The organism is Cryobacterium suzukii, from assembly GCF_004403185.1.
In the GTDB taxonomy this organism is placed as follows: Bacteria; Actinomycetota; Actinomycetes; order Actinomycetales; family Microbacteriaceae; genus Cryobacterium; species Cryobacterium suzukii.
In genome coordinates this window covers 82304-97540 of the sequence record NZ_SOHJ01000013.1, presented here as the reverse complement: position 1 = coordinate 97540, position 15237 = coordinate 82304, and the positions used below count along the sequence as shown (strand labels likewise).

The following is a 15237-nucleotide window of genomic DNA, read 5'->3' as shown; positions in this document are numbered from 1 at the left end:
TGGGTCGTTAGCCGACGGTCGGCCCTGGACGTTCGACGGGACCGTAGAACAAGCGCTCGAATACGGCGCGGGAACGTCGGGTCACAGCGAGGTAGTCGTCCTCCAATTGGTTGCCCGACCCGGGCGGGTATTCCATTACCCTGGCGATGCCCTCGAGGGCCGCGCGATCGCTGGGCAATACGTTCGAAGTGTGATTCGTCCACAGTGTGATGGCGGAGCGGGCGCGGGACGCGAAGATCCACGCGCTGCGCAGAACCGCGGCATCCGTCGCCGGTATCAATCCGGCGCTGACCGCCTCGTCCAGCGCCGACAGGGTGGACGTCGTGCGCAGCGCCGGAATCGCCGCGGCATGCTGCAGCTGAAGCAACTGAACCAGCCATTCCACATCGCTGAGCGAGCCGCGCCCCAATTTCAGGTGCCGGTTCGGGTCGGCGCCCTGCGGCAGACGCTCATTCTCGACCCGAGCCTTGATGCGGCGAACCTCACGCACGGCCTGCTCGCTAATGGCTGCGGGGTACCGCACGTCGTCAGCCACAGCCTCGAAGTCCCGCAGCAGCGCAGCATCACCGGCCACACCGCGACCGCGGAGGAGCGCCTGAGCTTCCCAGGTGAGTGACCAGCGACGGTAGTACGCCTGATAGGAGTCGAGCGACCGCACGACCGGCCCGTTGCTGCCCTCCGGCCGCAATCCAATGTCCAGGTCGAGCGGCAAACGCGCGTCTTCGGTAAGTCGATTAAGTTCGCGCACGATATACCGGGCACGGTCGTTGGCCGCTTCCCCGTCGAGATTACCAGCGCGGAAGACGTACATGACGTCGGCGTCGGAACCGAAACCGAGCTCTGCACCACCGAACCGCCCCATACCGATCACACCGAATTCAATGCCATCGCCGCTCGACGCGCAGTCATCAGAACCACCCGGAACAATCAGGTCTTCCCCACGAATGGCAGCGATGACACCCTGAACATACGTGGCGTTGACATCCGTCAGGCCCTGGCCCAGCTGGTCGAGATTGATCTGACCGAGAAGGGCTCCGAATGCCAGTCGCAGCATCTCACGGCGCCGGGCCGCGCGCAGAATAGTTGCGGCGGCATCCGCACTTTCATGCCGGCCAAGAACCGCTCGGGTTTCATCCTGGAGGGCCCTGAGCGGACGTGGCTGAAGGTCGGCTTCGTCTTCGAGCCAAGCCACCGCTTCGGGGATCTTCTCTAGCAGCTCGCCGATGTAACGACTTCCGGACAAAACCCTGGTGAGGCGCTCGGCGGCGCCCGAGGAGTCACGCAACATGCGCAGAAACCAATAGGTCGAACCCAGGTTGTCGCTCAGGCGCCGAAAGACCAGAAACCCGTAGTCCGGGTCCGCCCCTTGCGAGAGCCACTGCAGCAGGACGGGGAGGAGGTGCCGCTGGATCGCCGCGCGCCGGGAGACTCCGCCGGAGAGGGCGGCAATATGCGCCAGGGCGCCCTTGGTATTTAGAAAGCCGATTGCCGCGAGCCGCGCCTCAGCCTGTGCAGTCGTCAGGTTCAGCCCGTCGGCCGGCAGCGACGCCACCGCCGATAGCAGGGGGCGGTAGAACAACCGCTCGTGCAGGCCGCGAACCCTCTGTTTCGTCTCCGACCAGCGGATGGTCAGCCCGGCAGCGCTGGTGGCCAGCCCGGTCGACCGGGCCAGCACCCGCAAATTTGCCTCATCGCGCGGCACCAGGTGGGTACGACGGAGTTTTTGCAGCTGCAGCCGATGTTCCATCAGGCGCAGCATGCGATAGTCCTGAGCGAATTCGGAGGCTTCCGCCCGACCCACATACCCGGCGGTGGCCAAGGCAGTCAATGCCGGGAGTGTGCCGGACTGTCGAACGGCAGGGTCTGTCTGGCCATGAACGAGCTGAAGCAGCTGCACAGTGAACTCGATATCGCGCAGTCCGCCCGGCCCGAGCTTGAGCTGAATATCAACCTCGTCGTCGGGGATATTGTCGGTGACGCGCTCCCGCATGCGCTGCACCGATTCGACGAAATTCTCGCGGCCGGCGCTGCTCCAGACCTTGGGGGTGACCGCATCGATGTAGCGGGCTCCGAGTTCGCGGTCACCGGCCAGCGTGCGGGCCTTGAGCAGCGCCTGGAACTCCCAACTCTTGGCCCAACGGTCGTAGTACGCGAGATGGGATTCGATCGAGCGTACGAGGGCGCCGCTCTTGCCTTCCGGGCGGAGGTTGGGGTCGACCTCCCACAGCTCGGGTTCAATGCCGGATTCGCCCAGGCCGCGCATGATGAGCACGGCAAGTCGGGTCGCGATCTCAACAGCCCGAGAACTTTCCAGACCGGCTGATTCGTCGCCGTCGGCGACGAAAATAACGTCAACATCGCTCACGTAGTTAAGCTCGCTCGCCCCGGCCTTGCCCATGCCGATAATGGCCAGGCGCGTTGCGCGCACCTGGTCGGTAGCAAAGACAGCGTGCCCGGCCGTGTCGCCACTGCTTATGGTGCGGGCCACCGCAAGGGCGGCTTCGAGCGCCGCCGTGGCGAGATCGGACAGCGTACTTGCTATGCCGTCGAGCCCCGCAACGGGGTCCGACTGTTCGAGGTCGAAGGCGGCGATCTGCGCCAGGCGGCGACGGTAGCGCACCCGTAGGGCGATCCAGGCTGCATCATCGACCAGGCGGGAGAATCCCCCGGTCGCTCCGACAGAATCCAACAGGTCGCGCACCAGTTCGTCGACGCTGGGCAGCACGGTTAGTGGCGTCATGAGAACCGCGAGTTCCACCGGATGTCTGAGGAAGAATTCGGTGAGTCCGCTGGAGGCTCCGACAACTTTCAGCAACCGCCCGGCCGCAGCCGGTGACTGGAGCAGTTCGAACAGCTCAGGCGAACCCTGCCGCAGCAGGGCGACGAGCGCGACCAGCGCGGCATCCGGACTCGCCGTTGCCGCAAGCAGCGGCAGTAATGCCCGCGTATCGGTCAACCGGCCGGCCGAACCGGAACCTCGGTGCGGGCTGCCCGCACCGAGCTGGGCAATTTCGTCGAGCCGCCCACGTACCTCGGCAAGGTCCACGAAGCCAACCCGAACGAGTTCGGTCAGGGTCAAGTGCAAACGCTCCATCGCGGGTGATTCCTTCGATCATCGACACCACTGGCGAGTTAGAGCATCTCCAGGTTTTTTTGAAGTTCGAACGGTGTGACCTGTGACCGATAGTCACGCCACTCCTGACGCTTGTTCAGCAGAACATAATTGAAGACCTGTTCGCCGAGCGTCTCCGCGACGAGTTCGGACTCTTCCATGAACTGGATCGCGTGGTCGAGGCTGGCCGGCAGTTGCGTGTAGCCGAGCGCACGACGTTCGGTGTCGCTCAGGCTCCACACATTGTCTTCCGCTTCTGGCGGCAATTCGTAACCCTCGTCGATGCCCTTGAGGCCGGCGGCCAGCATGAGCGAATAGGCGAGGTACGGGTTGGCAGCGGAGTCGATTGCTCGATATTCAACGCGGGCGCTCTGGCCCTTGTTCGGCTTGTAGAGCGGTACCCGCACCAGGGCTGAGCGGTTGTTGTGACCCCAGCAGACGAAGCTTGGGGCTTCGTCTCCGCCCCACAGCCGCTTGTAGGAATTGACGAATTGGTTGGTCACCGCGGTGATCTCGGGGGCGTGTTTGAGCAGCCCGGCGATGAATTGGCGGCCGATCTTGGAGAGCTGGTACTTCGCACCGGCCTCATAGAACGCGTTCGCGTCACCCTCAAACAGGGACATGTGCGTGTGCATGCCCGATCCTGGGTGCTCCGACATGGGCTTGGGCATGAACGTCGCGTACACGCCCTGCTCGATTGCGACTTCCTTGACCACCGTACGGAAGGTCATGATGTTGTCGGCGGTCGTCAGAGCGTCGGCATAGCGCAGGTCGATTTCGTTCTGGCCTGGCCCGGCCTCGTGGTGGCTGAACTCAACGGAAATACCGAGGTCTTCAAGCATGCGCACCGAGCGACGACGGAAATCGTGGGCGGTTCCACCGGGAACATTGTCGAAATATCCGGCCGAGTCGACCGGAATCGGACCGTTCTTGCCGTACTTGGACGACTTGAGAAGGTAGAACTCCACCTCGGGGTGGGTGTAGAACGTGAAGCCACGGTCGGCCGCCTTGGCAAGGGTGCGCTTGAGCACGTTGCGCGGATCAGCAACGGCGGGCTGGCCGTCCGGCGTAGTGATGTCGCAGAACATGCGGGCAGTGGGGTCGACCTCCCCCCGCCACGGCAGAATCTGGAAGGTGGTGGGATCCGGGTGTGCCAGGACATCCGCTTCAAAAGAACGGGTGAGGCCCTCGATGGCCGAGCCGTCGAACCCGAGGCCCTCGTTGAATGCGCCCTCAACTTCAGCGGGCGCGATAGCCACCGATTTCAGCGTACCGACGACATCGGTGAACCAGAGCCGAACGAACTTGATTCCCCGCTCCTCGATGGTCCGAAGAACGAAGTCGCGCTGCTTGTCCATTCACGCTCTTTCTGATTGCTCCAACGGGGACGTACCTAAATAGCTACCGTCCTCAATACCTACTATCTAGGCTACTGGCTCCGAGCATGATTGCTCGCCTGACTACACTTGTCGCATGCCAGAGTTGACAGCACCAGAGTCCCACCCGGCGGGCAGCGATGCCGACGTGCAGCCTCCCTATAACGCGGTTTCCGGGCCCAAGCGAGTACGCACTCGGCACTTTCAAAACGCCAAGGCCCAGGGGATCCCCATTACGGGCCTGACCAGCTACGACATGCTCACCGCCCAGATTTTCGATGCGGCCGGAATCGACTTTCTGCTGGTGGGAGATTCCGCCGGCAACAACGTCTTCGGGTACGAGACCACCCTCCCCGTCACGGTTGACGAGCTCATTCCACTGACCCGTGCCGTCGCCCGGGCAGTAACCCGTGCCTTCGTCGTGGCCGATATGCCGTTCGGTTCGTACGAGAGCGGGGCGGATCAGGCCCTCGCGACCGCCGTGCGGTTCATGAAGGAAACCCAGGCGCACGCGGTGAAACTCGAAGGCGGCCAGCGTAGCCATAAGCAGATCAGGCGCATCGTTTCCGCCGGCATCCCCGTGATGGGCCATGTGGGATTCACCCCGCAGAGCGAACACGGTTTGGGCGGCCACATCATTCAGGGCCGGGGAGACGCCGCCGAGACACTCATCGCGGACGCCCTCGCGGTTGAGGACGCCGGCGCCTTCGCTGTCGTTCTGGAGATGGTACCGGCGTCGGTCGCCGCACTCGTCACCAAACGGCTGTCCATCCCGACTATCGGGGTCGGGGCGGGGCCATCCGTTGACGGCCAGCTGCTCGTCTGGACGGATTTTGCTGGCATGACGAGTGGTCGAGTGCCGAAGTTCGTGCGTCAGTACGCCGACGTTCGAGCGGTGCTGACGGATGCTGTGCAGCGGTTCACCGCTGACGTCGCCTCTGGTGCTTACCCGGCGCCAGAGCACAGCTACGAGTAGGGGCTCTCAACGGTTAGCGGGCGTCCCGAGCGTCGTCTTCCGACCACTTGGCGCTGTTTGCGCGCAGTTTCTCCAGGGCATGGGCTGCCTCGTCCCTGGTAGCGAATGGCCCCACCCGATCCAAAGATGTTGACTGTAAACCGAGCTCCACTTCGCCCGTGCGCATGTTGTACCAGAATGCGTGTTCTTTGTCGTCGGCCATAAGCTTGATCCTATGCCTAAGGATTCCATCGGTCACCTCATCCCGGGAACGGTGTCATCGACCCGTTCCGTTCCAGCACACATCGTTCGCCCGGAGTACGTGGGCAAGAAGGGGCCGAGCCCGTTCACCGGCTCTGACGTTTATTCGAACGAAAAGATCGAGCTCATTCGTGAATCCGGCCGCATCGCCGCCGAGGCGATTGCCGCTGTCGGTCGAGCCATCGTTCCCGGCGTCACGACCGAGCAACTGGACCAGATCGGTCATGACTACTTGGTGGCTAACGATGCATACCCTTCGACCCTGGGTTATCGCGGCTACCCCAAATCGCTGTGCAGTTCGGTGAATGAGGTCATTTGCCATGGAATCCCCGATAACACGGCGCTCGACAATGGTGACATTGTCAACATTGACATCACGGCGTACAAGAACGGCGTGCACGGCGACACCAACGTCACGTTTATTGTGGGCGAGGCCACCGAGGAGGTGACGTTGCTGGTCGAACGAACCAGAGAGGCTCTCGCCCGCGGTATCAAAGCCGTTGCCCCCGGGCGTCAGGTCAACGTGATCGGTCGAACCATCGCGTCCTATGCCAAGCGATTCAACTACGGCGTTGTGCGCGACTATACGGGGCACGGCGTTGGCGAAGCCTTCCACTCGGGCCTCATCATTCCGCACTACGACGCACCGCAGTACGACACGGTCATGGAGGTCGGGATGGTCTTCACCATCGAGCCGATGCTGACCCTGGGAACCGGCGACTGGGACATCTGGAGTGATGACTGGACGGTTCTCACCCGCGACCGAAGCATGACCGCACAATTTGAACACACCCTCGTAGTGACCGAGCGCGGCGCCGAGATTCTGACCTTAGCCTGACACGGTTTTCGAACAGATAAAGGATGAACACATGACTGCAACGACGGCAATTGGGATCGACATCGGCGGCACGGGAATCAAGGGGGCCGTAGTCGATCTGGCCACCGGTTCGCTCCTCACTGACCGGGTGAAGCTGCCCACGCCCAAGGGGGGGCGCCCGCAGGACATCGTCGAGACGACCCGCACCCTGCTCTCCACCGTCTCGAAAGGCGTTGGCGACCTCCCGGTCGGCGTGTGTTTTCCCGCCGTCGTCAAGAATGGTCACACCATGTCAGCGGCAAACGTGTCGTCGAAATGGATCGGCCTCGCCGCTGAAGCCCTGTTCGAAAAAGGCCTCGGCCTGCCCATTCACTTCGTCAATGATGCGGATGCTGCCGGTTATGCTGAAGCACAGTTCGGTGCGGCCAAGGGCGTCGCTGGCGTCGTGTTGCTGACCACGCTCGGTACGGGGATCGGTTCGGCGCTGCTTAACGACGGCGTGCTGGTGCCCAACACTGAACTGGGCCACCTGCAGATCGATGGGCACGACTACGAAACCCGCGCTGCCTACTCCGCCAAGGAACGTGACAACCTCAGTTGGGAGAACTGGGCTGCTCGCCTGCAGAAGTATTACTCAACGCTCGAACTGCTCTTCTCCCCCGACCTGTTCATCGTCGGCGGCGGGGTCTCAAAGCACCACGAGAACTTTCTGCCGTTGCTCAAACTTAAGACGCGCATCATTCCCGCTGTGCACCGCAACAACGCCGGAATTCTTNAACGCCGGAATTCTTGGTGCGGCCGCTTTGGCTGCCCGCTTCCCCGGCTAGTCCGACAGCAATACCCCACCCGTGCGTGCGCGCCGCGCCGGGTGGGACGGCGGTCCGTCGGCACAGGGGGGGGGAATGGGCCGGCTAGTACGCCGGGTTCTGTCCAGGTGTTCACACACCGTCGACGGCCATCTATCTCGTGACTACGTTGCCGCAGCCCTCTAGCGGTCTACCCGAAAGCTTGGCGAGCAGCCTTAGCGCTTTCTGTCTGACCTTGCTCCGGACGAGGTTTACCGAGCCGACCAGGTCACCCTGGCCTCTGGTGGTCTCTTACACCACCGTTTCACCCTTACCGCCAGCTCGCGCTGGTGGCGGTCTACTTTCTGTGGCACTGTCTCGCGGGTTACCCCGGGTGGGTGTTACCCACCATCCTGCTCTGTGGAGCCCGGACGTTCCTCGGCATCCGCTTGATTCGAAAATCTTGCGCATGACGCGACCGTCTTGCCGACCCATTCCGAGAATCGAGTCTACCGGGCAAGCGGACCGTCGCGAACCGTTACTAGATTCCGGACTCTTCGGTGCGCACCAGCACGGCACCACAGTCGGGGCAGAAGATGACCTCGTCAGCGGGCGCCTGGCGGACGTCGGCGAGGTCGCTCCCCGTCAGGGTCATCGTGCAGCCGCTGCAGGTACGGGCGCGCAGCAACGCTGCAGCGTTGCCGTGGCCGGAGACACGCAGGCGCTCGTACAGCGCCGCGAGGTCATCAGGGATGGTGGCGGCTATGGTGGTACGGTCGCGGGTGAGTTCGCCGAGCTGACGGGTGAGGTCAACCAGCGCCTCATCGCGCGCTGATTCCGTCGCGCTGGCCCGTGCGGCGATGGCGTCACGTTCCTGCGCCACCACGGCGACGGCCGCTTCGTGCTCCTCCTGGCGTTCCAGAACGGCAATCTCAATCTCCTCGAGATCGAACAGGCGCTTCTTGAGCGAGGCGATCTCGGAGTCGAGGGCCTGAATGTCCTTGATCGACGAGGTGTGCTGCAGGCGGTCGGTATCGCGCGCGATGCGCTTTTCTACGACCTCGACGTCGCTCTCGATACGTCCCAGTTCGGTGCGCACGTCGTCGAGCTCGCCCGACCGGCCGAGCAGCTTCATGCGGCTGGCTTCCGCTTCACGATTGAGCTCGGCCAGCTCGGCGTGCGCCGGGAGCGACTTTGACTGGTGGCTGAGCTGAAGAACCTTAATGTCCAGGGCTTGAAGCCGCAGAAGCTCCTTCTGCTGGAGTGGTGATGCCTTCACGATGTCCTGACCTAACGCTGGAAATGAGATGTGGTTCGAAAAAATAGGGTGACTCGGAGATTAGTGCACGACGGCAAAATCCCACGGGTCGGTGTTGAGTTCGCTTACCGATATGGACACTCCCGGCAAGGCCTCGCGCAGCTGTTCGGCGGCCGGTTCCAGCCAGAGCCACTCGCTGGCCCAGTGGGCGACGTCCACAAGGGCCGGTCCGCCGCCGCAGAGCGCCTGCTCGCGTGCTTCCTGCGCCGGGTGGTGGCGCAGGTCGGAGGTGATATAAACATCCGCTGCCAGCACCCGGGGATTCCGTAGCAGGGAATCACCGGCGCCGCCACAGAGCGCAACCGTGCTGATCGGCGCGGAATAATCCCCAGCAACCCGCACGCCCGATGCCGTGGCCGGCAGAAGTTCCAGGAGTGTGTGAGCGAGGTGTCCCAGCGTCGTCGGCGCCGTCAAACGGCCGTACCGCCCGATGCCGGTGCCCGGAGCGGAACTTTCCGTGATGGGCAGGACGTCGATCAGTCCCAGCCGGGTGGCGATCACGTCGGACACTCCGTCAGCGACGACGTCGGCGTTGGTGTGTGCGGCGAGCAGCGCGCAGTCTGCGCGAATCAGGCGACTAAGCAGAGCACCCTTGTAGCCGTCTTCGGCCACACTCGTGACACCGCGCAGCAGCAACGGATGGTGCGTCAGCAGCAGGTCAGCGCCGGCCTCGATGGCCTCGTCGACGGTGTCGGAGACGGCATCGACGGCCAAGTGAATGCTGCGAATCGGCCGGTTCGGATCTCCGCTGACCAGGCCCGGTGCGTCCCAGCCCTCGGCACCGTCGAGGGGCCACAGAGCATGGGCAACGCGGGTAATGTCGGCGAGCGAGAATGGCACTCGTTCAGCCTACCGGGAGACCAGCGCTGAGGCTTCGCCGGACACGGGGCAACTCGATGCTCCGTGCCCGGCAAAAAGGGACGTCAGTAGTCGAAGTCGTCGAACTGCGCTGCGGCCGATTCCTCGCGCGTCCAGGATGCGGGAATCATGGCGCCGGTTTGAGCCTTGCGGTGCAGAAAATCGGTGGTCTCCGGTTCAATCAACTCCGGTTCGAGGCTGTCGGCCGTCACGCTCACCAGCTGGCTCGCCGAACCGATCAGGAACTGGGCACGCAGCAGGTGCCCGTCGTCTCCCATCACCGGGATATCGACGACATCGACCTGACGGCGGTTGCACAGCGCCTCGGCGTAGAGAAGTACGGCATCAGCGAGATCGCTGCCGGTTATAACTGAACCGCCCGGGTGAAATATGCGTTTCATGATCGCCCCTCGAAAGCTCACGGAAAACTCACGTGCGTCCAGGGTCCAGGGCCGCTTTAGCAGTATAGGCCCGGTCTACCCCTAACGCGATGAAACTCGGCTATCTCGCATATTTGAGGGATTGATCCGACTGAACCGCGCAGAGCTACAGGGTGAGCGCGCGATTCACGATCCGCTCGGCGACGTCCGCGAGGGGAAGACCGTTGTTGCGCGCATATTCGCGGATCTTGTCAAACGCATCGCCCATGTGCACGCCGTGGGTATAGGCGACCACGCCCTTGGCCTGTTCGATCAGCACTCGACTGCTCAGCGCGTGCTGCAGCTGCTGGCGAACAATATCGCTCTCCCGAATTGCCCGCTCTTGCAGGATGCCGATGGTGGCGACATCCGCCAGTGCCTGAACCGTGTTGGTGTCCCCCGTACTCAACCCGCCGGTGCGATCCCAGAACAGGTTGAGGGAGCCGATGGTCGTGTCCCGAAGTCGCAGGGGAACGGCATGCATCGACGCGAAGCCCTGGGCGAGGGCACCCGAACGAAACTTCGGCCATTTGTCGCCGGTGAGTTCGATATCAGCAATGGCCACAGCGCGGCCCGTCGTGAAGCTCTCCACGCAGGGCCCGCTGCCAGCCCTCAGCTGCAGGATCTCGACCAGGCGGCTGCGCTCGTTGGTCGAAGCGACTACCTCAAGCGCCCCGTCCCCAGCTGACAGGATGATACCGGCAGCGGATGCCTCGAGGAGGGCTGCGCATTTCTCGACCAACGTGTGCAGCAGGTCGACAACATCGTAGTCGGCGACGAGAGTATCGGCCAGGGTAACGAAGGTCTCAACGAGTTGACCTTCCCGGGTTTTTGTCACCATAATTCCATCCTAAGACTCGACCATCGACGAAAAATCCAGCTGTCGTGTCACTACATCCGCAGCTACTTCCCGCACAGTTCGTCCGTGAGAGAAGGCGTGGCCGTGAATAATCAGAAGCGCATCGGCCGCGGAAAGATCGAGCTGGGCCAGAACCATTCCGGTCGCTTGGTGTACGACACGCCTCGAATATCCTTCATTATCTTCCAGATTTGTCTTTAATGTTCGCGACGCGAGTGACCGGCGCAAAACCTGGCTAGCCGCAATTTGGGCGAGTACCTCCGCGTCAGCGACCTGGCCGGACGTCAGTGTGCCTTGGCCGTGTGAGAACAGCGACACGGCCCCAATATCGAGCGATCCCATGGTTAGGGGGAACGCGTAGACGGACCGTACGTCGATGTTTCGTGTTGCTTTCAGAAGCGCTGGCCACGGCGAGTGCCGCACGGAGTGAAGATCATCGATGAGCACGGGACGCCTTGTGGTCATGGCGTCCCAGGACGGTCCTTCCCCCAGGTCGAACTGCAACTCGTCAAAGGTTGCGGCCACCGAGTTGCTCGCGCACACAGTTTCCGACCCGAATGGTTCGCCCAGCGTGCAGACGCTCGCAGCGTCAATCGGCAAGGCGTGGACGAACGGATGGCACATGCTGGTCTGCCGTTCGTAGGCAGCGCTCAAGGCCTCAATGGCCCCGCCGAACTGACCGCGGTCAGTCATCGTGCCCTGACCGGTGTGGGCCAGGAGCCCCAACGCATCGTTCTGTCATACGACCTCACGATCACGTCACTTCGGGTGAAACGAACGCGTTTCACCCTGCTTGCCGCACATTTAACTGATCAGACGTCCCGATCAACCGTATTGTGTGGGCCCTACCGGGCTCGAACCGATGACATCCACGGTGTAAACGTGGCGCTCTACCAACTGAGCTAAAGGCCCCGACGACGACTATTAGTCGCGGGTCTGTTCAGTATAGGTCAGAGTCGCTACGCGATTGTCGACCCGACGGGTTCAGAGAACCGGTGCGAGCTGCTCGAGCGCGGCCCGATAAGACTCGATCGACCGCGCCTCGCCCGGCGCCGTGATGAAGCTGGAACGGATAATGCCGCTCGGGTCGATCAGGAAAGTCGCTCGATTGGCGAAGCCCTTGTCCTCGAGAAAGACGCCATATTCCTTGGCTACCGCGCCGTGGGGCCAGAAATCCGCGACCAGGTCGAAGGTGTATTTCTCCTGCTCCCCAAAGGCGCGCAGGGCGTGTCGGGAGTCGACCGAAATGCCAATCAGTTCAACGCTGCCATCGTCGAACAGAGCGAGGTTGTCGCGCAGCTCACACAGCTCTCCGCTGCAGATTCCGGAGAATGCCAGCGGAAAGAAGACGAGTGCTACCGATTTCATTCCTCGGTACTGACTCAGCTGCACGCTCTCACCGAACTGGTTGATGAGCTTGAAATCAGGTGCCTGGGTGTCGTTCTGAAGAGCCATGAATGCTCCTTTCCTGGTGCGTCGTAGACGCACGGATTGGCCGGTGTCACACTCTAGCCCGGCAACGTGCATGGATTCACAGACCGCGGGAATCAGGCCTAGTGCATCTTGGCCGGTGAAACCTCCTCACGCGGGCGACGGATAAAGATCTGTAGGCTTACGTGGTGCCGCTGGTTGCAATCCAACCTGCTCATTTTCAGCACGTGCCCTTGTAGTGGCGAAAAAATGCCCCCACGGAGCACCATCGCTTGCATAAACCCCATCGCTGCCTAAGCCCCAAGAGAGGTCGACTGTGACGGTCAACGACCAGGACCCGTACTCGACGAACAACGCCGACTCCGATCCGGAGGAAACGGCCGAGTGGTCACAATCCCTCGATGCGCTCGTTGCCGAGCACGGCCACGAACGCGGGCGCGAGATCATGCTTAGCCTGTTGAAGCGTTCGAAAGAGCTTCACCTGGGCGTTCCCATGGTGCCGACGACGGACTACATCAACACCATCGCCCCGGAGAACGAACCCGACTTTCCTGGCGACGAAGACATCGAGCGCCGCTACCGCGCCTGGATTCGCTGGAACGCTGCCGTTCTGGTACACCGCGCGCAGCGCCCCGGTATCGCCGTCGGCGGGCACATCGCGACCTATGCGTCATCCGCTGCCCTGTATGAAGTCGGTTTCAACCACTTCTTCCGAGGCCAGGACCACCCGGGCGGTGGCGACCAGATCTTCATCCAGGGCCACGCCTCCCCCGGCACCTATGCTCGTGCGTTCCTCGAGGGCCGGCTGACGGAGAACCAGCTCGACGGTTTCCGTCAGGAAAAATCGCACGCTCCCGATGGCATCTCCTCGTATCCGCACCCGCGCCTCATGCCGGAATTCTGGCAGTTCCCCACCGTCTCCATGGGACTCGGCCCGATCAACGCTATCTACCAGGCGCAGCTCAACCGTTACCTGACCAACCGTGGTATCAAAGATGCCAGCGACCAGCAGGTCTGGGCGTTCCTCGGCGACGGCGAGATGGATGAAGTGGAAAGCCGCGGCCAGTTGCAGGTCGCCGCCAATGAGGGCCTCGACAACCTCAACTTCGTGATCAACTGCAACCTGCAGCGCCTCGACGGCCCGGTGCGCGGTAACGGCAAGATCATCCAGGAGCTCGAGAGCTTCTTCCGCGGTGCTGGCTGGAACGTCATTAAGGTGGTCTGGGGCCGTGAGTGGGACAACCTGCTTAAGAACGACGTCGACGGCGCCCTGATCAACCTCATGAACGTCACCCCCGACGGCGACTATCAGACCTACAAGGCCGAAAGCGGCGCCTACGTGCGCGAGAACTTCTTCGGTCGCGACCCGCGCGCACTCAAGCTCGTCGAGCACCTCAGCGACGACGAAGTCTGGAACCTCAAGCGCGGCGGCCACGACTACCGCAAGGTCTACGCGGCCTTCAAAGCTGCGTCGGAACACAAGGGCCAACCCACCGTCATCCTGGCGAAGACGATCAAGGGCTACGGCCTCGGTCCAAGCTTCGAGGGCCGCAACGCGACCCACCAGATGAAGAAGATGACCCTCGACAACCTCAAGTCATTCCGAGACAGCATGCACGTGCCGATCACGGATGCCCAGCTCGAGGAAAACCCGTACCTGCCGCCGTACTACACCCCCGGCGACAAGGACGAAGCGATCGAGTACATGCACGAGCGCCGCCGTGCGCTCGGCGGCTACCTGCCCGAGCGTCGCACCGCGCACACCAAGGTCAATCTCCCCGGCGACGAGACGTACAAGGTGGCCAAGAAGGGTTCCGGTACGCAGGAAATCGCCACGACGATGTCTTTCGTGCGCCTGCTCAAGGAGCTGGTGCGGGCCAAGGACTTTGGCAACCGGATCGTTCCAATCATTCCCGACGAGGCTCGCACCTTCGGCATCGACGCGTTCTTCCCCACCGCCAAGATTTACAACCCCAACGGCCAGCACTACACGTCCGTTGACCACGCCCAGCTGCTCTCTTATAAGGAGAGCCCGCAGGGCCAAATCCTGCACGTGGGCATCAACGAGGCCGGCGCCGCCTCGGCCTTCACCAACGTGGGTACCTCGTATTCCACCCAGGGTGAGCCGCTCATTCCGGTGTACGTCTTCTACTCCATGTTCGGATTCCAGCGCACGGGCGACGCCCTCTGGGCAGCGGGCGACATGATGGCCCGCGGGTTCATCATTGGCGCCACGGCCGGTCGCACCACGCTGACCGGAGAAGGCCTGCAGCACGCCGACGGACACTCGCCGCTGCTGGCGTCGACTAATCCGGCCGTGGTTTCCTACGACCCAGCGTACGGATACGAGATCGGTCACATTGTGCGCGCCGGCCTTGACCGCATGTACGGCGGAACCCACACCGACCCGAACGTCATGTACTACATCACGGTGTACAACGAGCCCGCCGTGCAGCCGGTCGAGCCCGACGATGTTGACGTGGACGGCATCCTGCGCGGTATCCACCGGGTGAGCGCATCCGCCGCCAGTGGTCCGAAGGCTCAGCTTCTGGCCTCCGGGGTCGCCGTGCCGTGGGCGCTTGAGGCCCAGAAATTGCTCGCCGATGACTGGGGCGTGTCGGCCGACGTCTGGTCGGTCACGTCCTGGACCGAGCTGCGCCGCGATGGTCTCGCCGCCGAGGAATACAACTTCCTCAACCCCGACGACGAGCCACGCGTTCCCTACGTAACCTCCAAGCTTGAGGGAGCTGTCGGCCCGTTCGTGGCCGTATCGGACTTCATGCACGCCGTTCCGGATCAGATTCGGCAGTTTGTGCCGAGCGACTTCGCAACGCTCGGCGCCGACAGCTTCGGCTTCTCGGACACCCGTCCGGCGGCACGCCGATTCTTCAAGATCGACGGTCCATCGATGGTTGTGCGCACCCTGGAGCTGCTCGCCCGTCGCGGCGAGGTAGACCGCAGCCTCGCTGGCCAGGCAATCGCAAAGTATCGCCTGCACGATGTGAGCGCGGGCACCACCGGCTCTGCCGGGGGCGAGAGCTAAGAA

12 protein-coding genes, 1 tRNA gene, 1 other RNA gene and 1 pseudogene are annotated in these 15237 nt (G+C 62.8%); 4 read left to right on the top strand and 11 right to left on the bottom strand.

The annotated features are described in order from the left end of the window. Window positions 1–7 precede the first annotated feature (7 nt). Window positions 8–3094: a bifunctional [glutamine synthetase] adenylyltransferase/[glutamine synthetase]-adenylyl-L-tyrosine phosphorylase gene (locus E3T39_RS13240; protein ID WP_134516087.1), complete on the bottom strand. Its 3087-nt coding sequence runs from the start codon at window positions 3092–3094 to the stop codon at window positions 8–10. Window positions 3095–3132: 38 nt separating this feature from the next. Then, the gene (locus tag E3T39_RS13235; protein ID WP_134516085.1) at window positions 3133–4470 is read right to left on the bottom strand and encodes a glutamine synthetase family protein; all 1338 of its coding nucleotides are present in this window, start codon (window positions 4468–4470) and stop codon (window positions 3133–3135) included. Window positions 4471–4585: 115 nt separating this feature from the next. Here E3T39_RS13235 and panB point away from each other — a divergent pair, with 115 nt between their 5' ends. After that, window positions 4586–5464, top strand: a complete 879-nt coding sequence (gene panB / locus E3T39_RS13230; protein ID WP_134516083.1) for a 3-methyl-2-oxobutanoate hydroxymethyltransferase — start codon at window positions 4586–4588, stop codon at window positions 5462–5464. A 13-nt stretch (window positions 5465–5477) separates the two neighbouring features. Here panB and E3T39_RS13225 read toward each other — a convergent pair whose 3' ends face one another. Continuing rightward, window positions 5478–5666 carry an SPOR domain-containing protein gene (locus E3T39_RS13225; RefSeq protein WP_134516081.1) on the bottom strand — a complete coding sequence of 63 codons (189 nt, stop codon included), beginning with the start codon at window positions 5664–5666 and terminating at the stop codon, window positions 5478–5480. Window positions 5667–5678: 12 nt separating this feature from the next. On the opposite strand from E3T39_RS13225, the gene map reads away from it, so the two are divergent. Both map and ppgK read left to right on the top strand, forming a co-directional pair. After that, a complete protein-coding gene (gene map / locus E3T39_RS13220) occupies window positions 5679–6542 on the top strand; it encodes a type I methionyl aminopeptidase (protein ID WP_134516079.1) in 864 nt (287 codons plus the stop codon). A 31-nt stretch (window positions 6543–6573) separates the two neighbouring features. Continuing rightward, window positions 6574–7296 (top strand): annotated as a pseudogene (gene ppgK / locus E3T39_RS13215) (polyphosphate--glucose phosphotransferase); the annotation flags it as partial. Window positions 7297–7420: 124 nt separating this feature from the next. Here ppgK and rnpB read toward each other — a convergent pair. The 8 genes from rnpB to E3T39_RS13175 form a co-directional block, all read right to left on the bottom strand. Then, window positions 7421–7800, bottom strand: an RNA gene (gene rnpB, locus E3T39_RS13210) — RNase P RNA component class A. A 47-nt stretch (window positions 7801–7847) separates the two neighbouring features. After that, the gene (locus E3T39_RS13205) at window positions 7848–8585 is read right to left on the bottom strand and encodes a zinc ribbon domain-containing protein (protein ID WP_134516077.1); all 738 of its coding nucleotides are present in this window, start codon (window positions 8583–8585) and stop codon (window positions 7848–7850) included. A gap of 60 nt (window positions 8586–8645) precedes the next feature. Next, window positions 8646–9464, bottom strand: a complete 819-nt coding sequence (locus tag E3T39_RS13200; protein WP_134516075.1) for a Nif3-like dinuclear metal center hexameric protein — start codon at window positions 9462–9464, stop codon at window positions 8646–8648. An 83-nt stretch (window positions 9465–9547) separates the two neighbouring features. Beyond that, window positions 9548–9883 carry a hypothetical protein gene (locus tag E3T39_RS13195; RefSeq protein ID WP_134516074.1) on the bottom strand — a complete coding sequence of 112 codons (336 nt, stop codon included), beginning with the start codon at window positions 9881–9883 and terminating at the stop codon, window positions 9548–9550. Between the two features lie 145 nt (window positions 9884–10028). After that, on the bottom strand, window positions 10029–10742 hold the full coding sequence (locus tag E3T39_RS13190; protein WP_174845131.1) for a GAF and ANTAR domain-containing protein: 714 nt from the start codon (window positions 10740–10742) through the stop codon (window positions 10029–10031). 9 nt (window positions 10743–10751) lie between these two features. Next, window positions 10752–11453 (bottom strand): GAF and ANTAR domain-containing protein, encoded by a 702-nt coding sequence (locus tag E3T39_RS13185; protein WP_134516072.1) that lies wholly within the window; start codon window positions 11451–11453, stop codon window positions 10752–10754. Window positions 11454–11599: 146 nt separating this feature from the next. Continuing rightward, window positions 11600–11672, bottom strand: a tRNA-Val gene (locus E3T39_RS13180). Window positions 11673–11744: 72 nt separating this feature from the next. Continuing rightward, entirely contained in the window at window positions 11745–12215 is a 471-nt protein-coding gene (locus E3T39_RS13175; RefSeq protein WP_134516070.1) for a peroxiredoxin, read from the bottom strand. 292 nt (window positions 12216–12507) lie between these two features. Here E3T39_RS13175 and aceE point away from each other — a divergent pair, with 292 nt between their 5' ends. Further along, a complete protein-coding gene (gene aceE, locus E3T39_RS13170) occupies window positions 12508–15234 on the top strand; it encodes a pyruvate dehydrogenase (acetyl-transferring), homodimeric type (RefSeq protein ID WP_134516068.1) in 2727 nt (908 codons plus the stop codon). Window positions 15235–15237: the final 3 nt, after the last annotated feature.